This is a genomic window from Collimonas fungivorans, assembly GCF_001584145.1.
Classification (GTDB): Bacteria; Pseudomonadota; Gammaproteobacteria; order Burkholderiales; family Burkholderiaceae_D; genus Collimonas; species Collimonas fungivorans.
Window position 1 is genome coordinate 4548725 of the sequence record NZ_CP013232.1, and the last position, 25845, is coordinate 4574569.

Genomic DNA, 25845 nt, shown 5'->3' on the forward strand with positions numbered 1-25845 from the left:
CTTTGTTTAGCCCAGCGTCGCTATCACCGGCGCATGGTCCGACGGCTGCTCCCATTTGCGCGGCACCCTGTCGATCACGCAAGCCGTGCACTGCGCCGCCAAAGGCGGCGACAGCAGGATATGGTCGATCCGCATGCCGCGGTTGAGGCGGAATCCCATCTGCCGGTAATCCCACCAGCTATACAGCTTCTCCGGCTGCTCGAACATGCGGAAGGCGTCGCTCAGTTCCAGCCCTTGCAGGCGGACAAAAGCGGCGCGCTCGGCCGGCGACACCAGGTTCTGCCCCACCCAGGCGGCAGGATCGTGGACATCGCGGTCTTCCGGCGCGATATTGTAGTCGCCCATCAAGGCCAGCTTCGGATGCTGCTTGCACTCGTCCTGCAGCCAGTCGTGCAAGGCGTCCAGCCATTTCAGCTTGTACTGGTATTTCTCCGATTCGAGCGACTGGCCGTTGGGAATATAGGCGCAGACAATCCGCATGCCGTCTATGGTAGCGGCGATGATGCGCTGTTGCAGGTCTTCATAGCGCGGATTGTTCTTGACCACGTCGGTGATCGCATGGCGCGACAGGATGGCGACGCCGTTATAGGTCTTCTGGCCGCTGAACGCCACGTGGTAACCGGCCGCCTCGATTTCCGCCGCCGGGAATTTGTCGTCGGTCAGCTTGGTTTCCTGCAGGGCCAGCACGTCGACCGGGTTATCGGCCAGCCATTGCAGCACCTGCGGCAGGCGGACTTTCAGGGAATTGACGTTCCATGTCGCGATCTTTTGCATTTGTTCCAAATCCTTATTTGATATGTGGCGATGTTACCGCAAGCGCGCATTGAAGTAGAGCGCATCAAAGTAGAGTCATAAGATTTTCTTTAGTCTTACCGAAATTATTCTCGCTTGCGGACAATTCACCAAGGGAGGATATTTCCGTCTTTACAAGACTTTAAGCGATATCCGCAAAAAACCATGAGCATATTGAAAGTACTGTCCTTTTCAGCCTGTTTTCTCGCCGCCGGCAGCTGTGCCGGCGCCGGCACCGGCCTCGACCAGTCCAGCATCAAAACCGCCGTAGACAGCGCCATCGAGCCGCTGATGCAAAGCTACGCTATCCCCGGCATGGCGGTCGCCGTCACCATCGATGGCAAGAACCATTTCTTTAACTATGGCGTGGCGTCGAAGGAAACTCGGCAACCCGTTACAAACAGGACGCTCTTTGAAATCGGCTCGCTCAGCAAGACATTCACGGCGACGCTGGCTTCTTATGCCCAGCTCGACGGCAAGCTCTCATTGAGCGACAGCGCCAGCAAATACCTGCCGTCCCTGCGCGGCAGCAGCTTTGACAATGTCAGCCTGCTGAACCTGGGGACGCACACCGCCGGCGGCCTGCCGCTGCAAGTCCCCGACGATATCGGCAATACCGAACAGCTGATGGATTATTTCAAGCATTGGCAGCCGGCCCATGCCGCCGGCACATACAGAAAATACTCAAATCCAAGCATCGGCTTGCTCGGCATGATTGCCGCCAAGAGCATGGATATGTCTTTTGAGGACGCTGTCGAAAAGAAGCTTTTCCCCGAATTGGGAATGACGCACAGTTACATCAACGTACCAGCTGGCCAGATGAAAGATTACGCGCAAGGCTACACCACAAAAGATGTCCCGGTCAGGGTCAATCCCGGCGTGCTGGCGTCTGAAGCCTATGGAGTGAAATCCGGTTCGGCCGACTTGATCCGTTTCATCGGCGCGAACCTGCAGGTAATCAAGCTTGAAGCGAGATTGCAGCGCGCAATCACTGATACGCATACAGGATATTTCGGCTCGGGAGAGTTTACGCAGGACCTGATCTGGGAACAATACCCCTATCCGCTAGAACTGAAACAGCTGTTGGCAGGCAACGCTACCACATCCCTCTACGACGAATTGCCAGCCGCCAGGCTAAGCCCTGCGCTGCCTCCGCAAGCGGACGTGCTGATCAACAAAACCGGTTCTACCAACGGTTTTTCAAGCTACGCGGCTTTTGTGCCGGCCAAAAAAATCGGCATCGTGATCCTGGCGAACAAATCCTATCCCATCGACCAGCGAGTCACCGCGGCATACCGGATATTGACCCGCCTGGACAGCGAGGCTGCATCGAAAAACTGAGCTTCAACCGCAAAGGAGTCGAATCGGCTGGCGGCGCGGCGCCTCAATTTCGGCCGCGCCAACTTTGCTCCCAAGAAAGCCCTGGAATCCGGTAATATTCTCGTATCGATTTGTCATCAGGCATATCAGAGTTAACCTACCAGAGACCACATGCGAGTTGTAAAACTACCTGCCAGGCTTTCCCTCTGCTTGCTGGCCCTGATCCTGGCGGCCTGCTGCAGAAACGACCAAACCAGCGACCAGGCCAGCTGCAATGCAAGCACGCCGAATACAGAAGCCGGCAGTAGCGACGGCAGCGGCAGCAATGTCAGGTTCAGCCAGCCCGGCGCCATCGCGGTCGATGCCGGCGGCAACCTGTTCGTGGCCGATACCGCCAACAATACCATCCGCAAAATCACTGCCGCCGGTGAAACCAGCACCCTGGCCGGCAGCGCCGGCAATTCCGGCAGCAGCGACGGCAGCGGCAGCCGGGCGCGCTTCAACCAGCCGGGCGGCATCGCGGTCGACGCGGCCGGCAACCTGTATCTGGCCGATACCCAGAATCATACGATCCGCATGGTCACCAGCGCCGGTGTGGTGACGACCATCGCCGGCAGCGCCGGCCAGGCCGGGCAGAATGACGGCACGGCCGGCGATGCGCGCTTTAACCAGCCTTGGGGCGTGGCGCGCGACGGCGCCGGCAACCTGTATGTCACCGATACCGGCAACGCTACCGTGCGCAAGATCACCACAGCCGGGGTAGTGACGACGCTGGCGGGCACCGCCGGCAGCCAGGGCAGCTCGGACGGCACCGGCACCCGCGCGCAATTCAACCTGCCGCGCGGCATCACGCTCGACAACGCCGGCAATCTCACGGGCACCGCAGTGAATCTCGCTGTGAATATCTATATTGCCGACAGCAACAACAACACCATCCGCAAGCTTGACCAGAATGGCAATGTCAGCACGCTGGCGGGGACGGCAGGCAACTCCGGCAGCGATGACGGCAGCGGCCAGCGCGCCCGTTTCAACCAGCCGTACGGCATTGCGCTGGACAGCGCGGGCAATATCCGCGTCAGCGACAGCGGCAACCAGCTGATCCGCACCGTGTCCCTGACCGGGGTAGTCAGCACCCTGGCCGGCGCTGCCGGAACCGCGGGCAGCACCGACGGCAGCGGCAACAAGGCCCGCTTCAACCAGCCCCAAGGTATCGCTGCCGATGCCGCGAACAATATCTACGTCGCCGACACCAGCAACAACCTGATCCGCAAAGTGACCCCCGATGCACAAGTCAGCAGCTTGTTCGGCAGCAGCAATTCAAATTCATCATCGTGCTTGTGCCTTTTCAAGCTCTAGCGGGCTATTGCAGTTGGCCGGGCATGCCGCTCTTGCCTGAACGATAAGCCGCACGGGCGGCTGCGGCCGCCCCCTTTCCTCTCCGCGCACAAATAACAACAAGCCTGTTGACATCGTCCTGTCATCGCCATTAGTATGCATATACATGGATGTATATGCATGAAAAGGATTGTTTATGATGAAAAACGAATGTAGTTGCACCACCCTGCGCCAGCTGACGCGCAAGATGACGAATATCTACGACCACTACCTGGCCGCCGACGAACTCACCATCAGCCAGTACTCCTTGCTGGCAAGGATAGGCAAATACGGCCCGATCGGCGTGATCCCGCTGGCGAACAACATGGGCATGGACCGCAGCACCATGAGCCGCACGCTCAAGCCCCTGATCGGCGCGGGCTGGATCGAAACCGTCGACCTGCCGCTGGAAATGCTGACCGACAAGCGTTCCTTCGGTGTCCGCCTGAGTGCCGAAGGGGAGCGTAAATGGAAACAGTCCAAACCTAACTGGCGCAAGGCGCAAGACGTCATCAACACGATATTGGGCGACCAGACGCATCATGCCTTGATGAGCCTGGTCGATGATGCAAATGTGAAATTCGAACAAAACGAAAACGCCACTTTATGAACCAGACCATACACGCCATCATGTCGCGCACACGTTTCAGCTACGTGTGGATCATCGTCGGCATCACTTTCCTGGTACTGCTGGCCGCTGCCGGCATCCGCGCCACGCCCTCGGTGATGATCCTGCCGCTGGAGCATGAATTCGGCTGGAGCGTCACCACCATCTCCTTCGTCATTTCGGTCAACATCGCGCTGTACGGCCTGATCGGGCCGTTTTCGGCAGCCGCCATGCAGCGCTACGGCATCCGCCCCATCGTGCTGGGAGCGCTGGTGCTGCTGGCGGTCGGCACTTTCGTCAGTACCTTCATGACCATGCCATGGCACATGGTGCTGGCCTGGGGCATCCTGGTGGGATCGGGCAGCGGCGTCGCCGCCAACACGCTGGCGGCTACTATCGTCAGCCGCTGGTTCGAGACCCGGCGCGGACTGGCCATGGGCCTGCTGACGGCCAGCTCGGCCACCGGCCAGATGGTGTTCCTGCCGCTGATGGCCTACATGGTCGAACACTACGGCTGGCGCTCGGTGGCGATACTGGTGGCTAGTGTGGCGGCACTGGCGATCCCGCTGGTGGCGATTTTCCTGCCGGAGCGGCCGCAAGACATCGGCATGAAACGCTACGGCCAGTTCGAAGACCTGCCGCCGGAAGCGGTCAGCAAATCCAAAAATCCTTTGTCCATTGCTTTCGAGGCCTTGGGCAAGGCGGTCAAGATCCGCGATTTCTGGCTGCTGTTCTTCAGCTTCTTCATTTGCGGCATGAGCACCAACGGCTACATCGGCTCGCATTTCATTGCGATGTGCGGCGACTACGGCATTTCCGCCGTCGGCGGCGCCAGCATCCTTGCCACCATGGGCTTGCTCGACCTGTTCGGCACCACCATGTCAGGCTGGTTGTCGGACCGCTTCAATGCCCGGGTTCTGCTGTTCTGGTACTACGGCTTGCGCGGCATTGCGCTGATTTTCCTGCCGCATGCTTTCGGCCTCAGCTATTTCGGCTTGCCGGTGTTCGCCCTGTTCTATGGCCTCGACTGGATCGCCACCGTGCCGCCTACCGTGCGCCTGGCCAACGATGTGTTCGGCCGGCTGGCCGCGCCTATCGTATTCGGCTGGATCGTCGCCGGCCACCAGCTGGGCGCCGCCAGCGCCACCATGCTGGCCGGCTCGCTGCGCAACAGCCTGGGCAGCTACACCCTGTCGTCGGTATTGATGGGGGCAGCTTGCATCGTGGCTGCGGTGATGGTGTTGCGGATCAAGGGCCACCATGCCGGCGGCGACCTGATACCGGCGGTTCCGGTACCGAATCGCTAGTGGAGTGCTTCGTAAATGGGGGAGCCCCAGAAGTGCTGAATTTTTGTGCCAGGCTAGGCGCAAACCGGAGCGATAGTCGGACTATCGCGAGGATTTGCAACGACGCATGGCGCAAAAAAGCAGTGCTTATGGGGTTTCAACATTTGCGAAACACTCCACTACAGTTCATGAGCTGACGCTGGCCATGATATCGCTGGCCACCTGGCGTGAATTCATGATGACGGTGTGGATGGTAGGCAGCAGCTGCACCGGTATTTCTCCCAGCTGCACTTCCTTGACCGACAGGATGCCGTCGTTCGGTTCGTCGCCGAACGGCATCCAGCTGCCGCGCGGCCCTTTGATGCCGGCATACACGCGCAACGGGATATCCGGGACCGGCAAGCTATCCATGAATTCCTGGCGCGCCAGCAGCTGTCCCATCTCTCCGGTCAGCAAGCGGAACAAACGCCACTGCGCCAGCTTGATGGCATAACTTGAAGCCATGGTCGGCGGCGCCAGGAACACGCCGAGCTCGGGCGCCCGCGCCAGGCTTGGCAATACGGCACGCGTCAGCACGCAGCCCAGCGAATGGCCGACGACGATGAAACGCTGGTCGCCGGCGCGTGCGGCAACGAATTTGCGCAAGCGCTCGACGCAGGGCAGCCAGCGTTCAAACGCAGCCGAATAGGCAAACAGGTGGGTAATCATGCCTGCCGCACGCAAGCGCCTGGCAAGCAGCAACATCGACACCGGCGTACGGCCCATGCCATGCACCAGGATGACGTGTACGCCTGCACTACCGTCCGGATGGGCGCTCATTGGCAGGGTTATTCTTTTTTCTGCAGCTGCTTTTCAAAAGCCACATCCAGCTTGCTGATGCGCTTCGGCTTTTGCGGGCCGTAGGCGTTGACGAAGCGGACGAAGGCGTCCAGCTCCAGCGCTTCGCTCAAGCGGATCGGCGCCTCGAAACCGGCGTTCTGCGTCAGGTAAAACAATTCCTCTGCGGTCCTCACCATCGAATAGCGTACATCGGTGCTGCGGGCATTGAGACGTTCGACCGCCGCTGTGGCTCGGGTTGATCTCATTGCATTCTCCTGGTATCTACTGATACTTGCTTAAATCATGAAAACTCTTGTTTATCCATCGCTCTCGTAGGGTGGGCACCCGTGCCCACGCGGATGTCGACGGCACTACGTGGGCACAGGTGCCCACCCTACCTCGTCTGTTATCCAACGTTCATCTTTTACAGTTCGCGCTGGCTGGCAAAATGGCGTCGCCGCCCGTCCAGCGGATCGACGAAAGCGATTTCCCGCGCCAGCAGTTTCAAGGGCGCCGACAAGTCGTCGCCCTTGCAAGGATGTACATCTGGATAAAAAGCATCGTTGATGATCGGTATCCCCAATGCTGCCAAATGTACGCGCAACTGATGTTTCTTGCCGGTCAATGGCCGCAGCCGGTAGCGGCTGCAGGTTTCTCGCTGCTCGATCAGTTCGATGCGGGTCTCCGAGTTCGGCTCGCCGTCCACCTCTTGCATGCGGAAAAACGGCGTACCTTCCACCATGCGGCTGCGATATACCAGCGGCAGCACCAGGTCCGGCGCGCTCGGCGCCAGCGCCTCGTAGGTCTTGTCGACCAGCCGTTGCTGGAACAGCGACTGGTAGGCGCCACGGCTGGCCATGTCGTGGGAAAAAATCACCACGCCGGCGGTTTCCCGGTCCAGCCGGTGGATCGGCGTCAGGTCGGCCAGGCCGGTTTCCTTCTTAAGGCGGACCAGCAAGGTCTCGTGCAGGAAACGTCCGCTCGGGATCACCGGCAGGAAATGCGGCTTGTCGGCCACCAGTATCCGTTCATCCTGGTACAGGATGGAAGCTGCAAACGGAATCGGCGTCTCGGCCGGCAATTCACGGTAATAAAAAATGCGCATGCCGCACCGGTACGGACTGTCCGGTGCCAAGCGCACGCCGTCGCCGTCAACCACTTCGCCGCGCGCCATGCGCGCCTCCCAGGTAGCGCTGGTTATGGCCGGGAACCGCTGTTCCAGGAAACTCAGCAGGTCAGGCCATTCGCCCGCCGGCAGCCACAGGTAGCTTGGCGCAACGCCATCGATAACTGGCAACGGCGCCGGCAGCGAATGCGCCATCACAATATCCGTTGCCAATAACCGACGTCGATCCAGCGATCGAATTTCTTGCCGACCTGGGAGAAGTGGGCCACTTTTTCATAGCCCATTTTTTCATGCAAGGCGATGCTGGCGGCGTTCGGCAGGGCAATGCCGCCGATCGCCACATGTATCGGCAATTTCTGCAGTTCGGCGATCAGGGCGCGATATAGCGCACTGCCGAGTCCCTTGCCGGCGGCGGCAGGCGACAGGTACACCGAAGTCTCGACAGCATGCTGGTAGGCTGCGCGCGTGCGCCATTTGGTGGCATACGCGTAGCCGAGGATCTGTTCGTTCTCTGCACATACCAGCCACGGGAAGCTGGCAGTGATATCCAGGATGCGATGTCTTATCTGTTCCGGCGTTACGGGCTCCGTTTCGAAACTGATGACGGTGTCGCGGATGTAGGGATTATAGATGTCGCAGATGGCGGCGGCATCGTCGATGGTTGCCGGGCGGATGATATGGGTCATGGCAAAAAACTCAGCTTAACAGGCGAATGTACAATCATACCGTGCATTCGCCCATGCCAGAGGGCAACCGCCAAATAGACGGCATCAGAGGCGCAAGGCGTCCTTGACCTGCTGCAGGGAAGACGGGTCTTCGATGGTGGTCAGGTCGCCCGGATCGCGTCCCTCGCAGATCGCCTGGATCGAACGGCGCAGCAGCTTGCCGGAGCGGGTTTTAGGCAGCAGGCTGACCACATATACGCGCGCCGGGCGGCCGACGCTGCCGATCTGCTTGTCGACCACGCCCATGATCTCGGCCTCCAGCGCGGCGCGTGCCTGCGCCGTATCGACCGCCAGCCTGGGAATCACAAAAGCCACCGCTACCTGCCCTTTCAGCTTGTCTTCGATGCCGACCACGGCCACCTCGGATACGTTCGGATGACTGGAAATGCTCTCTTCTATTTCGCGCGTGCCCAGCCGGTGGCCGGCGACATTGATGACGTCGTCGGTGCGCCCGAGGATGAAGTAATAACCGTCGTCGTCGCGGATGCCCCAGTCGAAAGTTGAATAAGCCTGGTTGCGGGAACCGGGCACTTGCGTGGCCCAGTAAGTATCGATGCAGCGCTGGTCGTCGCCGTAAATGGTTTGCATGCAGCCTGGCGGCAACGGCCATTCGATCACCACCACGCCTTTTTCGTTGGCGCCGCACAGCTCGCCAGTGGTCTCGTTCAGCAACCGCACCTTATAGCCGTACATCGGCAGGCCGGGGCTGCCAAGCTTGCTCGGCTTGGCCTCGACATTCTTGGCGATGGTCATGATCGGCCAACCTGATTCGGTCTGCCAGTAATTGTCGATGACGGGCACGCCGAGCGCCGACGAAATCCAGCTGGAGGTGGTTTCGTCCAGCGGCTCGCCGGCCAGGTATAACGCCTGCAGCGAAGACAAATCATATTTCCGCATCAGTTCAGGCGGCTGTTTTTTCAGCACCCGGATTGCAGTCGGCGCCGAGAACATGCGTGTCACCTTGTATTTTTCGGCGATGCCCCACCAGACGCCAGCGTCCGGACGGATCGGCAACCCCTCGTACAGCACCGTCGCCATGCCGGCAATCAGCGGACCGTAAACGATGTATGAATGTCCGACCACCCAGCCAATGTCGGAGGTACAGAAAAACGTTCCCCCCGGCTTGCTGCAAAAGATGGTGTCCATGGAAGTCGCCAGCGCCACCGCATAACCGCCGACATCGCGCTGCACGCCCTTGGGCTTGCCGGTGGTGCCGGAGGTATACAGGATATAAGAAGCTTCGTTCGACTCCAGCCAGACCACCGGCACTTTGGCGTCCATATGCAGCTGGCGCTGTTCGGCATAATCCACATCGCGGCCGGCGGTCGTTGCCATGGCGGCCAGGCCGCGATTGACCATCAAGACATGCGCCGGTTTGTGCCGCGCCAGCTTGATCGCCTCGTCCAGCAAACCCTTGTAGGGCAAGATCTTGCCGGCGCGCGAACCGGCGTCGGCGGAAACGATCAGCTTGGGCGTTGCATCGTCGATGCGGCTGGCCAGGCTGTTCGAGGCGAAACCGCCGAACACCACCGAATGGATGGCGCCGATGCGAGCGCAAGCCAGCATGGCGAACACCGCCTCGGCGATCATCGGCATGTAGATCAGGACCCGGTCGCCGCGTCCCACGCCCAGTCCCTGCATGACGGCGGCGGCGCGATTGACCTCTGCCTGCAGCTCGCGGAAGGAATAGGTTTTTTCGGTATTGGTTTCGGTCGACACCGCGATCAGGGCGGCCTGGTCGCCGCGTGTCGCCACCCAGCGGTCCACCGCGTTGTGGCACAGGTTGGTGGCGCCGTCGACAAACCACCTGGCGAACGGCGGCCGGCTGCCGTCGAGGACTTGCGAAAACGGGTGGTGCCAGTCGATACGCCTGGCTTGTTCGGCCCAGAAAGTGGACGGATCGTCGACCGAGCGCTGGTAAAAGGTGGCAAAACTCATGCTGTCTCCTCGTTTCTTTTAAAGAACCGCAGGGCGTAAACACTCCCGGTCCGGCTGCGCATGCTTCTATGGCATGTTTTCCGGCAGCTGTCGCAAATGCACCCCGTCATGGCGGGCGCCGTTTCTTTAGATCACATACAGGTCAACATACTCGTTGACCGCCATGCCTTCCAGCTTTTTCTGGTCCAGCGAAACTTCCAGGATCCTCTGCTGCTGTTTGACCGACAGCTGACGCGCCAGGTTGATCTTGAACTTGGCTTCCAGCAGCGGGATGCCATCCTCGCGGCGACGTGCATGGCCGATCGGATATTCGACCACGATTTCCTTGAGTTTCGTGCCATCCTTGAATTCGACCGTCAGCGCATTGGCGATCGAACGCTTCTTGGGATCGTGGTAATCCTTTGTGAAAGCCTTGTCTTCGACGCAGACGATCTTGCCGCGCAAGGCGTCGATGCGCTTGTCGGCGGCAATCTTGTCTTCATAATCGCCGGCCGTCAGGCGACCGAAAATCAGCGGCACGGCTACCATGTACTGGATGCAGTGGTCGCGGTCGGCCGGGTTGTTGAGCGGGCCCTTCTTGTCGATGATGCGGATGCAGGCTTCGTGGGTGCGGATGGTTATCTGCTTGATGTCTGCCACCGGCTTGCCGGACTTGGCCAGTTCCGCATGCAAGCTCATCGCCGCTTCCACTGCGGTCTGCGCATGGAACTCGGCCGGGAAGGAAATCTTGAACAGCACGTTTTCCATCACATACGATGCGTACTTGCGCTGAAACTTGAATGGCTGGCCTTTGAACAGCACGTCGTAGAAACCCCAGGTCTTGGCGGTCAGCACCGATGGATAGCCCATTTCGCCGCTTTTGGCGATCAGGGCCAGGCGCACCGCGCGCGAGGTGGCGTCGCCGGCGGCCCAGGATTTGCGCGAACCGGTGTTCGGCGCATGGCGATAGGTACGCAGCGGCTGGCCGTCGACCCATGCCAGCGACACTGCATTGAGTATTTCCTCGCGGTTCAGATCCATCATTTCCGCAACCACCGCAGTCGAAGCGACCTTGACCAGCACCACATGGTCCAGGCCGACCTCGTTGAAGGAATTCTCCAGTGCGATGCAGCCGTGGATTTCGTGCGCCTTGATCATCGCGGCCAGCACGTCTTTCATCTTCAGCGGCTTCTTGCCGGCGGCGACGGCATTGCGCGAGAGCCAGTCAGCTGTGGCCAGGATGCCGCCCAGGTTGTCGGATGGATGGCCCCATTCCGCAGCCAGCCAGGTATCGTTGAAATCCAGCCAGCGGATCATGGCGCCGATGTTGAAGGCAGCCTGGACCGGATCGAGCTGGAACTGCGTGCCCGGCACCCTGGCGCCGTTAGGCACCACGGTTCCCGCCACGACAGGCCCCATCAGCTTCTTGCAGGCCGGGTATTCCAGCGCTTCCAGGCCGCAGCCCAGGGTATCGATCAGGCAGTTGCGGGCGGTATCGTAGGCAACCTTGGAAGTGATCTTGTACCTGGTCACGTAGTCGACGATATCGACCAGTACTTTGTCGTATTTCGGGCGGACGTTGGAGATATGAGCGGACATTGTTTTCCTTGACGATGAAAAATCAAACCAACAATTGAAGCCGAGAGACCAAAACCAACTGCCTGCCCTGCTCAAGTCATCCGCGCAGCTTGCATTCGTTGGCCAGCTGCTGCCCCAGCTTGGAATTGAGCAGCATCGACTTGGCCGGGATCTGGATCCACACCAGGCCGCTGGCCTTGTCTTCCAGGCGCACCGCGCCGGTGGTGGTGCTGACCGTGGTCATGGTGTAGCTGCGGCCCTTCCAGGACAGCTTGACGTCGCTGCCGGCGCCGCCGGCCAGGTCGACCCGGTTCCCCAGTTCGCAATAGAAATTACCGGTCAGCAGGCTGGCTGCCGGCGTCGGCTCCAGCTTCAGAAGATTCGGCAAGGTCGGCTGCGGCTTGGTGTCGGCCAGCGGCACGCTGGAACCGCAGGCGGCCAGCAAAGCGGCGAGTGTCACGGCAGAAGCGATGCGGCAAGTGTTCAATGCATTAAAAGCGATCATATGGTCCCGGCCCAAAGGCGTTAAATAAGCGGATAGTTTCCCTCGCTTGTGCAATGGAAACATCTATTGGCTCGCTCCTGCGTCGGTATTGCCATTTTGCATACAGACGCTATTTACGTTTGCCAATCGGGACAAATTTTAAATCTTCTGGGCCCGCATGATTCGCCGATGCGCGAATAATCTTGTAATCTTTTTTTTCGGCAATGTGCACCGCCCACCAAAAGCGCGGGCAATCGCGGACAGGGATGCAAATGGAGAGGATAACAGGACCGGAGAACCCGGTCCTGCCGGGAGGCGTCAGTCGTCCTTGGCGCCGGCTATGCCTAGTTCCTGGATCTTGCGGGTGATGGTATTGCGGCCGATGCCGAGGCGTACCGCGGCATCGTTCTTGCGTCCATGCGTATGGCGCAATGCAATCTTGATCAAGGCCGATTCGAATTGCCGTCCAAGCACATCCATGACGTCAGCGTCGCCATTACTGAGCATGTGTGCCGCTTCAACCTCCAGCAAGGCAATCCAGCTCTGCTTTTCGCCGGCGCCAGCGGCTTGCGCGGCAGGCGCCAGGATTTCGGGATAGTGCGCGACGGCCGGCGCCGCCAGGTGCGGATCAAACGCCACCGGCCTGCTGGCCGGGCTTTCCAGCTGCATGCTCTGGTCGCGGCCGCCGACCAGGTCTTGCGGCAGATCCTTGATCTCGACGGTCTGGCCGGGCGCCATCACGGTGATCCAGTTGCACAGGTTTTCCAGCTGGCGCACGTTGCCTGGCAGGTCGAGGCTGCTCATGAAACGCATGGCGTTGTCGGAGACACGCTTGCTTTCCACGCCCAGCTGCTTGGCGCTCTGGCTCAGGAAATAACGGGTCAGGATCGGGATGTCTTCGCGCCGTTCGCGCAAGCTCGGCAGGCGCAGCCGGATCACGTTCAGGCGGTGGTACAAGTCTTCCCGGAACAAGCCTTCGCGGACCCGGGTTTCCAGGTTCTGATGGGTCGCGGCGATGACACGGACGTTGGCTTTCAAGGACTGGTGGCCGCCGACGCGATAGAAATGGCCGTCCGACAAAACCCGCAGCAAACGGGTCTGCAAATCGAACGGCATGTCGCCGATTTCATCGAGGAACAGGGTGCCGCCTTCGGCTTGTTCAAAACGGCCGCGGCGCGAGGCCTGGGCGCCGGTGAACGCGCCGCGTTCATGGCCGAACAGTTCCGACTCCAGCAGATCCTTCGGAATCGCCGCGGTATTGAGCGCAATGAACGGCTGCGAAGCGCGCGGGCTGTGCTTGTGCAGGGCACGTGCAACCAGTTCCTTGCCGGTGCCAGATTCGCCGGTGATCAGCACCGTCACGTTCGATTGCGACAGGCGGCCGATGGCGCGGAACACGTCTTGCATGGCCGGCGCCTGTCCCAGGATTTCCGGGGTCTCGGCGGATGCCTGCTCGACATTCGCTTCGCGCAAGCTTTCTTCCAGCGCGCGCCGTATCAGTTCGACCGCCTTGTCGACGTCGAACGGCTTGGCCAGGTATTCGAAAGCCCCGCCCTGGAACGCGGCAACCGCTGAGTCCAGATCGGAAAAAGCAGTGATGATGATCACCGGCACGCCGGGAAACTTGGCCTTGACGGTTTGCAGCAGCTCCAGGCCGGAAGCGCCCGGCATGCGGATATCGGAGACCAGCACTTGCGGCGTGCTCGATTGCAGCGCTTCGATCGCGTCGCGCGCATTGGAGAAACTCTTGGTGCTCAGGTTTTCGCGGGCCAGCGCTTTTTCAAGCACCCATCGAATCGATTCGTCGTCGTCAACAATCCAGATTGGTTTCATGTGTTTTGTGCTGCGCCAGAAGCGCAGTCCGTTAAACTCGTAGTCGATTACATTTCTCATCGCCATGACGGCCTACCTACTGCCTGCAAGCATCAGGGCAGAGGTATAAGAATCCTGAAATCTGTATATCCCGGCCGGCTTTCACATTCGATGACGCCCATGTGCTGCTGCACAAAGGTTTGCGCCAGCGTCAAACCCAAACCGCTGCCGCCGTCGCGTCCCGATACCAGCGGATAGAAAATGCGTTCTTGAATCTCGGCCGGGATGCCAGGTCCATTGTCGATGATATGCAAGTCTAGTGCCAGCCGGTAACGCACCTTGGCCAGCGTCACCTGGCGCACTACCCGGCTCTGGAAAACCAGTTCGGCGTCGCCCGCCTTGATGCGCTCCTGCAACGCCTGCGCGGCGTTGTGGGCGATGTTCAGGATCGCCTGTATCAGCTGCTCCTTGTCGCCGCGGAATTGCGGGATCGACAGGTCGTAATCGCGCTTGATGCTCAGGCCGCTCGGGAATTCGGCCACGATCAGGCTGCGCACCCGCTCGCATACCTCGTGGATATTGACGTCGCCCACGATCTGCGCCAGCCGGTGCGGCGCCAGCAGGCGATCCACCAGGGTCTGCAGGCGATCGGCTTCCTTGATGATGACCTGTGTGTATTCGCGCAATTCCTTGACGTGGCGCTCCGGCAGTTCGAGCTCCAGCAGCTGGGCGGCGCCACGGATGCCGCCCAGCGGATTCTTGATTTCATGCGCCAGGTTGCGGATCAGCTCCTTGTTGACCTGGCTCTGGTCGATCAAGCGTTCCTCGCGCTCCAGCTTGAGCTGCTGCACATTCTCGCGCAGCTCGATCAGCACCGGCATGTCGGGATTGTCGAGCGCGGTGACGATGGTGTCGACCCACAAGGGCTCGCGTCCCACGCGTTCCAGGATCAGGTCCTGGCGCGAATCGTCGAACTGATGCTGCAGGGCCTGTTCAAAGATCGCCAGCAACTGGTCCGGATTCAGGAACAGGTCGGACAGCGTCTGCTGCTGCAGCAGGCGGCTGGAACTTTCCAGCAGGTTTTCCGCAGCGGCGTTGGCGAACACCAGGCGTCCGTGCTGGTCCAGCACCAGCACCGCTGAGGCCAGCAGATCGAGGCTGGCGAGCGCGTTCCGTTCGGCGGTTTTTATTGGCATCCTGGCATCCTTGTTAACCAGCCTGGTCCAGGCAAAGCGCGGCGCAAAGCTCGGCACAAAATGCGGGTGCCGGCGAGACTGTCGGTGTGATTGAAATAGTGCATTTTCCGAGCATAACAAGCTTTGTAAGCAATGTCGGTGGGTAATATGCCGGATCGCCACATTATGGTGCGTCCGGCTCTGCTCTATCTTAAACCGGGTAGGCAAAAATAAAGGCCGCGTGTGCGGCCTTATGCATTAAGCAAGGTTGATACCATGCTGGCGACTACTTGAGATTCGACAGTTCCCGGTTGAGCGCATCGATATTCTTCTCGCTGCGGGAAATGTCTTCTTTCATCGACGCCACCCGTTCCTGGTACTTGGCGTAGTTTTTCTCATTGCCTTGGCGCTCCGGCGTGCCGTCGTTGTAGTCTTTCTTGAGATCGGCCAGGCGTTGCTGTTCGTTCTTCAATTCATCCTGCAGGATCTGGCGGCGATCGTTATCGCGCGTCTTTTGCGTGCCGTTGTCCACTTTCGGGAAGTCGGTCGGCGTGGAAGCTGCCGGCTTGCTGGCGGCGGCACCTTCGCGCGCCGGCTTGCTGCCGGACGAAGTCACGGTCAGCGGCGGCAAACTGACACGCTTGCAGCCCTTGGTGTCGCCCGTGTTCTTGTATTCCTTGACGCCGTTCTGGTCCACGCACAGATAAACCTCGCTTTGGGCGTGAGCAGTGCCTGCGGCGATGCTGACAGCCGCCAATAGCAGAAATCCTGGTAAAAGACGCTTCATAGACTTTCTTCGCAAGTGCAATTCAATCGAGTCGCTAGTTTATGTCAAGAAACATCCAATGACAAACCATCCCGCACAATATAGTTAGCGATGTGCGGAAGGTTGAAACAAGTATGCCAAAAAAACAAAAGGACAGGGAAATCCCTGTCCTTTATCTTTTCAGACTTGCGAACTAGCTTAGAGCGAATAGTACATGTCGAATTCGATCGGGTGAGTCGTCATGCGATAGCGCTGCACTTCCTGCTTCTTCAAGTCCAGGTAAGCATCGATCATGGTGTCGCTGAATACGCCGCCGCGGGTCAGGAACTCGCGATCCTTGTCCAGCGCTTCCAGTGCTTCTTCCAGCGATGCGCAAACGGTAGGGATCAGTGCGTCTTCTTCCGGCGGCAGATGGTACAGGTCTTTCGACGCTGCTTCGCCCGGATGGATCTTGTTCTGCACGCCGTCCAGGCCGGCCATCAGCAAAGCTGCGAAGCACAGGTACGGATTAGCCAGCGGATCCGGGAAACGGGTTTCGATGCGGCGGCCCTTTGGATTGGCCACGTGCGGAATGCGGATCGAAGCCGAACGGTTACGCGCCGAATAAGCCAGCTTGACCGGTGCTTCGAAACCTGGAACCAGTCGCTTGTACGAGTTGGTGCCTGGGTTGGTGATCGCGTTCAGGGCCTTGGCGTGCTTGATGATGCCGCCGATGTAGAACAGCGCGAATTCGGACAGGCCGGCATAGCCGTCGCCGGCGAACAGGTTCTTGCCGTCTTTCCAGACCGACTGGTGCACGTGCATGCCGGAGCCGTTGTCGCCAACGATTGGCTTAGGCATGAAAGTGGCAGTCTTGCCGTAGGTATGGGCCACATTCCAGACCACATATTTCAGGTTCTGGGTCCAGTCGGCGCGCTCGACCAAGGTCGAGAACTTGGTGCCGATTTCATTCTGGCCGGCGCCGGCCACTTCGTGGTGGTGCACTTCAACCGGGATGCCCAGCGATTCCAGGATCAGGCACATTTCCGAACGCATGTCCTGGAAACTGTCGACCGGAGGCACCGGGAAATAGCCGCCCTTGACGGTTGGACGGTGGCCTGTGTTGCCGCCTTCGAGCTTGGCGCCGGTGCTCCACGATGCTTCTTCCGAACCGATCTTGACGAAGCAGCCCGACATGTCGGCGCCCCAGCGGACGTCGTCGAAAATGAAGAATTCCGGTTCTGGACCGAAATAGGCGGTATCGCCCAGGCCGGAGGATTTCAGGTAAGCTTCAGCGCGCTTGGCGATCGAACGCGGGTCGCGGTCGTAACCCTTGCCGTCGGATGGCTCGATCACATCGCATTGCATGAACAAGGTGGTTTCTTCCATGAACGGATCGATGTTCGCGGTGTTCGGATCCGGCATCAGCAACATGTCGGAAGCTTCAATACCCTTCCAGCCAGCAATAGAAGAACCGTCAAATGCATGACCCGACTCAAATTTATCGATATCGAAATGAGAGACAGGGACAGTTACGTGCTGTTCCTTGCCTTTGGTGTCAGCGAAGCGAAAATCAACGAATTTGACTTCGTTGTCTTTTGCCATTTTCAAGACTTCTGCGGCCGTCATTGCCATGTGAATCTCCTAAATATGAAAGGTACTGCAATTTTTAAATTGTGCGCCCTGCTCAGGATCTGTTGCGCGCAGTTTTCAGCGTCGCAGTAACATCATGATGTACAGGTATTGAGCAAACTATGACCGGACAGCAATTCAGTACGACCAGAACTCAGTGCAGGATGATAGCAGAATCCATGCCACCATCCTTTCATTGCGGCACGCTTATTCGATCCGGTAATTAGCTAGTTTAGAAGGCTGTATTGCGGTTTTTCGGAGTTGATCCGGTTATCGCAAATCACCATTATGGTGCATTAATAAATACAAGCACCGTTTTAGTGCCATCACCTTGGCAAACCAAGGATCGGCACCATAACGGTGCGACCAGTATCGGATCATCATTTGTTTAAAAAATACCATTTTTTGGAGATACACCATGCCCACCACCGACGAACTCCTGACCACCGCCCGCCAACGTGGTCAGAATGACCACCTGCCCTATGCCGGCGCCGTCACCCCAAGCGAGGCGTTTGCCTTGCTGCAGGCGGAAGTCGCCGCGGTCCTGGTGGATGTCCGCACCAATGCCGAACGCGACTGGGTTGGCCGGGTCTCCATCCGCGATCCGCAGCACGCGGCAGTGCAATGGTCGCAATACCCCGGCGGCGTGCAAAATCCCGATTTCCTGGCGCAACTTGCTCAGATCGCTGAAAAAGGAACGCCGCTGCTGTTCCTGTGCCGTTCCGGCGTGCGCTCGCAGCACGCGGCCAAGCTGGCGACCGAAAACGGTTACAGCAACTGTTTCAATATTCTGGAAGGTTTCGAGGGCGACAAGGACAACAATGGGCACCGCAAGAACATCAACGGCTGGTGCAAGGCCGGTTTACCTTGGCTGGGGGCTTGAGCGAAGCGCCCTGCAGGCAGGCGCGCCAAGGCGCCTGATTCATTTTGCCTGGTAGGCCAATATCCGGTTCTCGTATTTCTGGTCTTCGAATTCGTGCCAGGCAGTGCCGATATCCGTGAAACCGTAGGTGCGATAGAAACCCAGCGCCTGCGCATTGCCGGCCCAGGCCGTGAGCCAGAGCCGGTCGCCGGCGCTGCCGCGTGCATGGTCCAGCAGCGCGCGGCCGATGCCGCGGCCATGGAAATGTTCCTGCACGTATAGCGTGTCGACTTCGACTCCGCCATAGTCTTTTTCTGCGCAGGGCGACTCCAGATCGAGCAGGATGTAGCCCAGCAGGGAGTCACCATCCACTTCGACGAACAGCCGGTAAGCGGGATCCTCGATGATCTCGCGAAAATACCCTGGCGTGAAAGTCGACAGCACCTCGCGCGCCAGGTCATCGCTGACGCCTTCGGTAGCGTAGGCATGCAGCCAGACCTGGATCGACAGCGCGGTCAGGCTCATGCTGTCGGCTTGCACTGCGTTGCGGATCATGGCGCCTCTTCCGTGCGCGCCAGCGAGGCGATAGCAACGCGCGCAGCCGCCAGGTCCCAGGCGGCCTGGCCGACGGTTTTATATACCGGCAGGACGGCCTGCCGAACAAAACCGTGGGCCAGCACATCGGGCAGTTCGCGCACTTTGCTCCAGTCGATCTGCGCCTGCAGCAGGTCGCCGGCTTCATGCTTGGCGCCTGCCAGGCAATCGACTACCACGGTGCGGCTGTGCAAAAGCTCGGCCGGAAATTCCACCATATCCGGCTTGAAGGCGCCGACGCCAATCGCCAGCGTAGTCGCGGCGATGCCGACCGGTATCACGGCGGTGCGCGAAGTGGTCAGGGCGATCACGACATCGGTGTGCGGCAAATCGGTGGCTAACGCCGCGGCGGCCATGGCCTTGACGGCAATTTTCGGATGCCGCTGCTGCAAGGCTTCGCAAAATGCCTGCGTTTTTTCCAGGTCGCGCGCGGCGACCCAGAATTCGGTGACGCCGAAATACTCGACCAGGCCATCGGCATGAGCAATGGCCTGCACGCCGGTGCCAATCAACAATGCCGATTTTGGCTTTGACGGCAGCAAAACTTCAATACCGAGCAGGCTTACCGCAGCTGTTCGCCTGGCGGTAACGGTGGGGCCATGCAGCAGCGCCAGCCGGCGGCCGCTGGCGGCGTCGAACACCACCACTTCACCCTGGATCGCCGGTAACTGATACTGGGCGTTGTTGGCGTGCACGGTGATCAGCTTGGTCATGCCGATGTCGGCGGCGACAGCCGGCATGCATAACAGCACGCTGGCCTTGTCGATTTCCACCACCATGCGTTCAGGCGCATTGATCTCGCCTTCGCGCAGCTGCTGCGCGACCTTGACCAGCGCCGGCACCAGTTCGGCATAAGGCAAGGCGGCGGCGGTGCTTTCAGCGTCGAGGATTTGCATATATCGAGCCATCCAAAATTAATCAGCGCAATCAGCGCAAGAAGAAACCTTGCGGGAACGGATCGCTGTCTTCCAGCACCCACTGGTTGAAACCCATGATGTGCGCATCGCCGGTGACTTCAGTAAGCGCTGCATCGAACTCGCCGACCTTGGTAGTGCCGGTCACGCGCACCCGGAAACAGCTGCCAACGATGCTTTCATTCACCAGCACCTGGTTCAGCGCCAGTTTCTGGCGCAGGAACAGCTGCGCGGCGCGGCCCGACGTGCCGGTGCCGGTCGGCGATCGGTCCACTTCGCGGTCGGCGAAGATGCAGACATTGGCCTGGTCGGCGCCGGGATCGTTCGGCGCGCCGTCGACGATGGTGCCGTACAGGGTATCCAGGCCCGGCTCCAGCGGGTGCTGGATTTTTACCTTGTCCTTGACTGCCTGCTTGGTTTCCGCGCCCAGTTGTATCAGGCTGCGCACCTGCTCCGGCTTGATCTTGACGCCGGCCTGGTCGGCGTTCATGTAGTAATAAAAAGCGCCGCCGAACACGATGTCGCCAGTCACCTTGCCGAAGCTCGGCGTCTCGACTTCGACATCGCGCTGGTAGATGAACGCCGGCACGTTGCGGAAGGTGACGGCGCCGGCGCGCTGGCCATCCCACTCGACCTGGGCTTCGATAAAACCGGCCGGCGTGTCAAAGCCGATGCGGGTCAGCGGCATGGTGCGTTCTACATGGTTGAGCTCCACCAGCACCTTGCCGAGCGCGATGATGCCATGGCCGCACATGTCGCTGTAACCTTCGTTATGGATGAAGATCACGCCGAAATCGGCGCCAGGCGTAACCGGCGGCAACAGGTAGGCGCCGTACATGTCGGCATGGCCGCGCGGCTCGTTCATCAGGAACTGGCGCAGGTCGTCGCGCTGCGCCTTGAGCCAGCTGCGGCGCTCGAGGATGGTGTTGCCGGGCACCGGCGGCAAACCGGAAATAACGATGCGCAGCGGCTCGCCGCCGGTGTGTGCATCTACCGTATGGATAGTTCGTGTGTAACTTAGCATGGGAGATTTTGTACGAAGAGAACTGCAGGCGATACGTGGGCAAAAAAACTTGCCCACCCTACTTCGCTTGCCTGGAGGTAGGGTGGGCACCTGTGCCCACGCGTCTGTTGCTTAGTAGCTGGTCAGCGCTTCCGGCACGCCGCCCTTGAAGCGGAACACGGTTACAGGCGATTGCTTCAGGTCGTGGTTGGCGTCGAACTCATAAGAGCCGGCTACGCCCTTGTAGTGAATCTTTTCCAGCGCCGATACGTATTGCTTTGGCTCTACCGAGTTGGCGTCCTTCATCGCCTGCGCAATCACCATCATGCCGTCGTAGAACGAAGCAGCATAGGTTTCCGCAGGACGGTTGTAACGCTTCTGGTAGTCGGCCGCAAAGGTCTTGCCCGAAGCCAGCTTGTCCAGCATGGCGCCGCCCTGGGTGCAATACACCTGGTCGGTAATCGCATCGCCGCCCAGACGACCCATCTCCGGCGCGCAGATGCCGTCGCCGCCGAGGAACTTCGCGCTCACGCCCAATTGCTTCATCTGGCGCATCATCGGCCCGCCCTGCGGCGAGTAGCCGCCGTAGAAAATCGCGTCCGGTTTCTTCGACTTGATGGAGGTCAGGATGGCGGTGAAATCGGTTGCCTTGTCGTTGGTGAAGTCATTGCCGAGCACCTTGATGCCGTTGGCCTTGGCGACTTTCGAAAACTCTTCCGCCAGGCCCTGGCCGTAGGCGGTGCGGTCGTCGATGATCGCTACCGTCTTGATCTTCAGTTCCTTGGCTGCATACAGCGCCATCTTGCCGCCCAGCTGGCTGTCGCTGGCCGCTACCCGGAATACCGAGTGGAAGCCTTGCAAGGTCACTTTCGGATTGGAAGCCACGGTGCCCATCACGATGCCGGCGTCGTTATAGACGCGCGAAGCAGGAATGGTCACGCCGGAATTGTAAGGACCGACCACTGCCTTGACACCCATGTCGACCAGCTTTTGCGCTACGCCGACACCGGCGCGCGGATCGGCCTGGTCGTCTTCCATCTGCGCTTCGAACTTGATTTTCTTGCCGCCGATTACCATGCCCTGGCTATTGAGCTTGTCGATCGCCATGGCCAGGCCGCCCTGGTTGTCGCGGCCGGCAGATGCCTGAGGGCCGGTCAGCGGGCCGCTGAAACCGATCTTTACTACTTGTGTCTCCTGCGCCATAACGAGCGCTGGGAATGCAGCCAACATAACCATCATCAGTTTGGTCCGTGCGTACATGGCGTATCCTTTCGTCTGTCTATAATAATAGTGTTTTTTTAATATCGGAACCCATCGTCAGGCGTGGGAAACCGGGGACGTCTCTTGCAGATCGAATCCTAGCAGGGACGCCGCCACATTAAATTCTTTTATGCGGCGGCTTCTCCGTAGATTCGATGGCAAAATGACTTGATCCAGCAGGGATTTTAGTTGCTATCCTGCAGAGAGGGAAATAAATTGGCTGTTACAGTCCACTAATGGCAATCGGGCACGTTCTGGTCCAGGTAGACCTCGAACGCGACATTGCTGATCCATTTTTTCCGATTGCCGGCCCAGTAGCTGCTATCCCATACGCCGGTCGTCTGCTGCAGGTAATCGCCTAGCCCGGTATCGGCCGGCCTTACCGCAAAAGTCAGCGTGGCCGGCCTGGCCGGCAGCGGCAAGCTGGCTGAAAACTTTTTCCATTCGGGCAAATCCAGCATGCCGTTCAGGACCGCGTCGTCATGGACGGCGGCGTCGCAGGCCCCGGTCCGGAGCGCCAGCAGGGCGTCGGCCGGCGCTTTATAAATTTTTTCAACGGCGCCATAACCGGCCGCCATGCTGCCGATGTAAGCGCCGCCCTGCGCCAGGCAGACGCTGCGCCCGCGCAGTTGCGCCAAACGTTTGATATCGGTATCGCTGCGCATGATCAGCTTGGGGTTCGCCTGGTAGGCTGTCGGCAGCAGTCTTGCGCTGACACGGAGCGTGTCAGCGTCGGCCTGCTTCAGGTTCAACAACAACAGGTCGACCTTGCCCTGTGCCAGCAGCAGCTGCCGGTCCCGCGCCGTCACTTTCACCGTGCGCAGCCTGACGCCCAAGCGTTGCGCCAGGTCGGCGGCGACGGTTGTGTCGAAACTTTCTGCAGTCCGGTATTTTACGCCGGCTACATGCGCCGGCGCGACATAGCTGACGCCGACCACCAGCTGGCCGCGCTGCCTGATTTGCTGCAAGCTGGCCGCCGCCGCGCTGAGCGGCAGCGTGCAGGCCAGCAGCAACAGTAAAAATCGGCGGAAGAAAAACGGCGGGTTCATGATCCTCGATCAGACGTACTGCTCATATGTACTGATAGCGCAGCACCCTGTGCTTCAGGTTTTCCAGGATGAACTGGTCGATCAGCGCCGCCAGGATCGCGATGGCGAGGATGTTGGTCATCACGCCGACCATGTCGGCGGTTTCGCCGGCATAGGCCAGGGTCCGCCCCAGTCCCTTGCCGAAGCCGATCAGCATCTCCGCCGAAATCAGCGCGCGCCAGGCATTGCCGAACGCCAGCTGGGCGCCGGTGATCAGCTCCGGCATCACTGCCGGCAGGTACACCCGTTTCAGCATGTCCCAGCGCGTGGCGCCCATCACCCGCGCCGCCGAGACGTGCACTTGCTGCACGCTTTCGGTGGCGTTCATGACGCTCAGCGCAGCCGGAAAAAAAGCCGCCATCGCCACCACCACCATGATCGGCAGGTTGCCGAAGCCCATCAGGATCAGGAACAAGGGCACCCAGGCGATCGACGGGATCGATTGCAGGATGATGATGGCCGACTTCAGCACTTCGCGGAAGAAAAACAGCACCGCGCCGACCAGGCCGAAACCGATGCCGAACAGCATCGCCGCCGCATAACCGCCGCCGAGCCGGGTCAGGCTGCCCCACAAGGCGGTGCGGAATTCCGGCGTCAGCGCTTCCTGCCACAAGCGTCCCAGCACCGGCAGCACGCCCGGCATCAGGAAATCAGGCAGCGACCAGGCGGCGATCTGCCACAGCAGGAAAATCAGCAGGATAGCCAGCAGCATGGCGAGTTTTTTGCGATAACCGACCAGCCGGCTTTGAGTGCTCATAGATAAGGTAAAAAATAAGTCTAAACAATTCGTGCGTTGAAAAAACCGACTGCGGGACGATCAGAGCTTGCGGCTTTTTTGCCAGTCGAGGTCGATGATCGCATTCACGTCGAACGGCTTGCCGTCGCGCGTCTTGAGCGAACCCTGATCTTGCAGGATATTCGCCAGCTCCTGCATGCGCGCCAGCTCCTTGGCGGTCAGCACAGCGCTGAAGGTCTGGCTCTTGATGGCGTCGCGGATCACGGTTTCGCGCGGCAGCTCGCCCTGCTTCAGGGTTTTCAGGGTGGGATCGGCGATGAAATAGCTGGCGATCAGCTTCGACGCCGCGGCCGGATCTTTCCGCAGGAGTTCGATCGCCTCACGCTGCGCATCCAGCGATTTCCACACCGCGTCGCGGCGCTTCGCCAGCGTTTCGCCGGAAGTGATCACCACCATGCAGGGGAAAGGCCAGACTTCGCCGACTTCATAAATCTGCTTCACCGGCGCCACCAGTTTGGCTATGCTGGCTTGCGGCTCGAACAGGAAAGCAGCGTCGACCCGTTTGCCAACCAGCGATTGCACCGCCACCTGCGGACTGACGCCGAGGATGTTGACGTCGTCGGCTTTCAGGCCGACGTTCTTGAGCGTCACGCCTTTGAGTACGGTGTCGGCGGTGCTGCCTTCGGCCTGCGAAGCCAGGGTGTGTCCCTTCAGCCCGGCCACATCCTTGATGCCGCTGTCCTCACGCACCACAATCGCGTGATAGCCATGCTGGGCGCCGGCCACTACCTTGAGATCGGCGCCTTTGGAAGCCCAGGCCGCGGCATTGGTGAAACCCAGCACGCCGCTATCGAGCTGGCCGCCGACGATGGCCTTGATCAGGTCGGTGCCCGACTTGAACTCGACCAGTTCCACTTCCAGGCCGTGCTTCTTGTAGAAGCCGCCTTCAAAGGCGGCAATCGCCTGCGCATCGTCCATGACGCGCAGATAGCCGATCTTGAATTTTTCGGCGGCGCCGGCGTGTCCAGCCAGCGTCAGCAAAAGCGCCGGCAGGATGAACAGCCGTTTTAGTTTGACGTTAAATATCATGCTGCGATTCCCTCAAGTTTTTTTGCGAATGCGTCTTGCTCTGCATGAATCCCGAGCAGGCAAAGAATTTCCCGCCGGATGGCGGCAAATTCGGATAGGTCGTGGGTTTTCTCGTGGTGGTTGAGGTTGAATTCGCGCAGCACCGTGGCCGGGCGCGGACTGAACACCAGGATGCGGTCGGCCAGGAACAAAGCTTCGTCGACATCGTGCGTCACCAGCAGCACGGTCGGCCGTTCTTCGCGGATCAGCTGGCGCAGGGAATCCTGCAGGGTCATGCGGGTCAGCGCATCCAACGCGCCAAACGGTTCGTCCAGCAGCAATACTTTGGGCTTGGTGATAAAAGCGCGCGCCAGCGCCGCGCGCTGCCGCATGCCGCCCGAGACCTGGTGCGGATAATAAGCTTCGAAACCTTGCAGGCTGACTTTGGAGAGCCAGTCGCGCGCCTGCTGGCGAGCGCTAGCCTTGCCGACTTTCTGCAGCTCCAGCGCCAGCGCCACATTCGCCTCCAGCGTCAGCCATGGATACAGCGCGTTTTCCTGGAACATCAGCATGCGTTCGGGATGCGGCCCCTTGATCGCCTGGCCGTCGGCCAATACCGCGCCGCTGCTGGCAGCGCCGAGACCTGCCGCCAGATGCAGCAAGGTCGACTTGCCGCAGCCGGACGGACCGACCAAGGCGACCAGTTCGCCCTCCTCGATTTCACGGCTGAAATCGGCGATCACCGGCAAGCCGGAGAACTGCTTGTTGACATGTTTGAACGATAACTTCATGGGGAAATTGGCGCCTTTGCGTCGTACGGCAACGCTAAGCCTAAGTCGGCGAGCGCATATAAAGTGGATTTTTTATTCATTTTCCACTTTATCGATCAACTTTCCGGCTTACAACAACTTATAACTTCTATGCTTAT

Annotated in this window: 25 protein-coding genes; 5 read left to right on the forward strand and 20 right to left on the reverse strand. The window is 59.7% G+C overall.

The window, feature by feature from the left end:
* Window positions 1–6: 6 nt before the first annotated feature.
* Window positions 7–774: an exodeoxyribonuclease III gene (gene xth / locus CFter6_RS19945; RefSeq protein WP_061541402.1), complete on the reverse strand. Its 768-nt coding sequence runs from the start codon at window positions 772–774 to the stop codon at window positions 7–9.
* A gap of 183 nt (window positions 775–957) precedes the next feature.
* Between xth and ampC the strand changes: the two genes are divergently transcribed.
* The 4 genes from ampC (at window position 958) to CFter6_RS19965 (ending at window position 5400) form a co-directional block, all read left to right on the forward strand.
* Window positions 958–2133 (forward strand): class C beta-lactamase, encoded by a 1176-nt coding sequence (ampC, locus tag CFter6_RS19950; protein WP_061541403.1) that lies wholly within the window; start codon window positions 958–960, stop codon window positions 2131–2133.
* Between the two features lie 150 nt (window positions 2134–2283).
* Window positions 2284–3468 carry an NHL repeat-containing protein gene (locus CFter6_RS19955; RefSeq protein ID WP_082814889.1) on the forward strand — a complete coding sequence of 395 codons (1185 nt, stop codon included), beginning with the start codon at window positions 2284–2286 and terminating at the stop codon, window positions 3466–3468.
* A gap of 175 nt (window positions 3469–3643) precedes the next feature.
* Complete coding sequence (locus CFter6_RS19960; protein WP_236904427.1) at window positions 3644–4096, forward strand: MarR family winged helix-turn-helix transcriptional regulator; 453 nt, start codon at window positions 3644–3646, stop codon at window positions 4094–4096.
* Window positions 4093–5400, forward strand: coding sequence for an MFS transporter (locus CFter6_RS19965; RefSeq protein WP_061541405.1), 1308 nt, complete (start codon window positions 4093–4095; stop codon window positions 5398–5400). The genes CFter6_RS19960 and CFter6_RS19965 overlap by 4 nt, the downstream gene beginning before the upstream one ends.
* A 165-nt stretch (window positions 5401–5565) precedes the next feature.
* Here the strand turns inward: CFter6_RS19965 and CFter6_RS19970 are convergent, their stop codons facing one another.
* The 11 genes from CFter6_RS19970 to glnA all read right to left on the reverse strand — a co-directional run bounded on the left by CFter6_RS19970 (window position 5566) and on the right by glnA (window position 17395).
* Window positions 5566–6198, reverse strand: coding sequence for an esterase/lipase family protein (locus CFter6_RS19970; RefSeq protein ID WP_061541406.1), 633 nt, complete (start codon window positions 6196–6198; stop codon window positions 5566–5568).
* A gap of 8 nt (window positions 6199–6206) precedes the next feature.
* Window positions 6207–6464: a hypothetical protein gene (locus tag CFter6_RS19975; RefSeq protein WP_061541407.1), complete on the reverse strand. Its 258-nt coding sequence runs from the start codon at window positions 6462–6464 to the stop codon at window positions 6207–6209.
* Between the two features lie 158 nt (window positions 6465–6622).
* A complete protein-coding gene (locus tag CFter6_RS19980) occupies window positions 6623–7519 on the reverse strand; it encodes an RluA family pseudouridine synthase (protein ID WP_061541408.1) in 897 nt (298 codons plus the stop codon).
* Window positions 7519–8010 (reverse strand): arsinothricin resistance N-acetyltransferase ArsN1 family B, encoded by a 492-nt coding sequence (locus CFter6_RS19985; protein WP_205631411.1) that lies wholly within the window; start codon window positions 8008–8010, stop codon window positions 7519–7521. Before CFter6_RS19985 ends, CFter6_RS19980 begins: the two co-directional genes overlap by 1 nt.
* Before the next feature lie 84 nt (window positions 8011–8094).
* A complete protein-coding gene (locus CFter6_RS19990) occupies window positions 8095–9987 on the reverse strand; it encodes a propionate--CoA ligase (protein WP_061541409.1) in 1893 nt (630 codons plus the stop codon).
* A 126-nt stretch (window positions 9988–10113) separates the two neighbouring features.
* On the reverse strand, window positions 10114–11565 hold the full coding sequence (locus CFter6_RS19995; protein WP_061541410.1) for a bifunctional 2-methylcitrate dehydratase/aconitate hydratase: 1452 nt from the start codon (window positions 11563–11565) through the stop codon (window positions 10114–10116).
* Window positions 11566–11641: 76 nt separating this feature from the next.
* Window positions 11642–12049, reverse strand: a complete 408-nt coding sequence (locus CFter6_RS20000) for a hypothetical protein (RefSeq protein WP_061541411.1) — start codon at window positions 12047–12049, stop codon at window positions 11642–11644.
* 297 nt (window positions 12050–12346) lie between these two features.
* Window positions 12347–13861, reverse strand: a complete 1515-nt coding sequence (gene ntrC, locus CFter6_RS20005; RefSeq protein ID WP_061542487.1) for a nitrogen regulation protein NR(I) — start codon at window positions 13859–13861, stop codon at window positions 12347–12349.
* Window positions 13862–13953: 92 nt separating this feature from the next.
* Window positions 13954–15036, reverse strand: a complete 1083-nt coding sequence (gene glnL, locus CFter6_RS20010) for a nitrogen regulation protein NR(II) (RefSeq protein ID WP_150118822.1) — start codon at window positions 15034–15036, stop codon at window positions 13954–13956.
* 265 nt (window positions 15037–15301) lie between these two features.
* On the reverse strand, window positions 15302–15802 hold the full coding sequence (locus CFter6_RS20015; protein ID WP_061541412.1) for a DUF4124 domain-containing protein: 501 nt from the start codon (window positions 15800–15802) through the stop codon (window positions 15302–15304).
* Window positions 15803–15979: 177 nt separating this feature from the next.
* Window positions 15980–17395, reverse strand: coding sequence for a type I glutamate--ammonia ligase (gene glnA / locus CFter6_RS20020; protein WP_061541413.1), 1416 nt, complete (start codon window positions 17393–17395; stop codon window positions 15980–15982).
* A 415-nt stretch (window positions 17396–17810) separates the two neighbouring features.
* Here glnA and CFter6_RS20025 point away from each other — a divergent pair, with 415 nt between their 5' ends.
* Window positions 17811–18275 (forward strand): rhodanese-like domain-containing protein, encoded by a 465-nt coding sequence (locus CFter6_RS20025; RefSeq protein WP_061541414.1) that lies wholly within the window; start codon window positions 17811–17813, stop codon window positions 18273–18275.
* A 39-nt stretch (window positions 18276–18314) separates the two neighbouring features.
* On the opposite strand, the gene CFter6_RS20030 is transcribed toward CFter6_RS20025, so the two are convergent.
* From CFter6_RS20030 to CFter6_RS20065, 8 genes are all read right to left on the reverse strand, one after another.
* The gene (locus CFter6_RS20030) at window positions 18315–18809 is read right to left on the reverse strand and encodes a GNAT family N-acetyltransferase (RefSeq protein ID WP_061541415.1); all 495 of its coding nucleotides are present in this window, start codon (window positions 18807–18809) and stop codon (window positions 18315–18317) included.
* The gene (locus tag CFter6_RS20035; RefSeq protein ID WP_061541416.1) at window positions 18806–19744 is read right to left on the reverse strand and encodes a delta(1)-pyrroline-2-carboxylate reductase family protein; all 939 of its coding nucleotides are present in this window, start codon (window positions 19742–19744) and stop codon (window positions 18806–18808) included. Before CFter6_RS20035 ends, CFter6_RS20030 begins: the two co-directional genes overlap by 4 nt.
* Before the next feature lie 31 nt (window positions 19745–19775).
* Complete coding sequence (gene lhpH, locus CFter6_RS20040) at window positions 19776–20786, reverse strand: trans-3-hydroxy-L-proline dehydratase (RefSeq protein ID WP_061541417.1); 1011 nt, start codon at window positions 20784–20786, stop codon at window positions 19776–19778.
* Window positions 20787–20897: 111 nt separating this feature from the next.
* Window positions 20898–22025, reverse strand: coding sequence for a branched-chain amino acid ABC transporter substrate-binding protein (locus CFter6_RS20045; protein ID WP_061541418.1), 1128 nt, complete (start codon window positions 22023–22025; stop codon window positions 20898–20900).
* Window positions 22026–22258: 233 nt separating this feature from the next.
* Window positions 22259–23074 carry a type 2 periplasmic-binding domain-containing protein gene (locus CFter6_RS20050; protein WP_061541419.1) on the reverse strand — a complete coding sequence of 272 codons (816 nt, stop codon included), beginning with the start codon at window positions 23072–23074 and terminating at the stop codon, window positions 22259–22261.
* Window positions 23075–23096: 22 nt separating this feature from the next.
* Window positions 23097–23870, reverse strand: coding sequence for an ABC transporter permease (locus tag CFter6_RS20055; RefSeq protein WP_061541420.1), 774 nt, complete (start codon window positions 23868–23870; stop codon window positions 23097–23099).
* Window positions 23871–23930: 60 nt separating this feature from the next.
* A complete protein-coding gene (locus CFter6_RS20060; RefSeq protein WP_061541421.1) occupies window positions 23931–24938 on the reverse strand; it encodes an ABC transporter substrate-binding protein in 1008 nt (335 codons plus the stop codon).
* Window positions 24935–25708: an ABC transporter ATP-binding protein gene (locus CFter6_RS20065; RefSeq protein WP_014007526.1), complete on the reverse strand. Its 774-nt coding sequence runs from the start codon at window positions 25706–25708 to the stop codon at window positions 24935–24937. The genes CFter6_RS20060 and CFter6_RS20065 overlap by 4 nt, the downstream gene beginning before the upstream one ends.
* Window positions 25709–25845 lie beyond the last annotated feature (137 nt).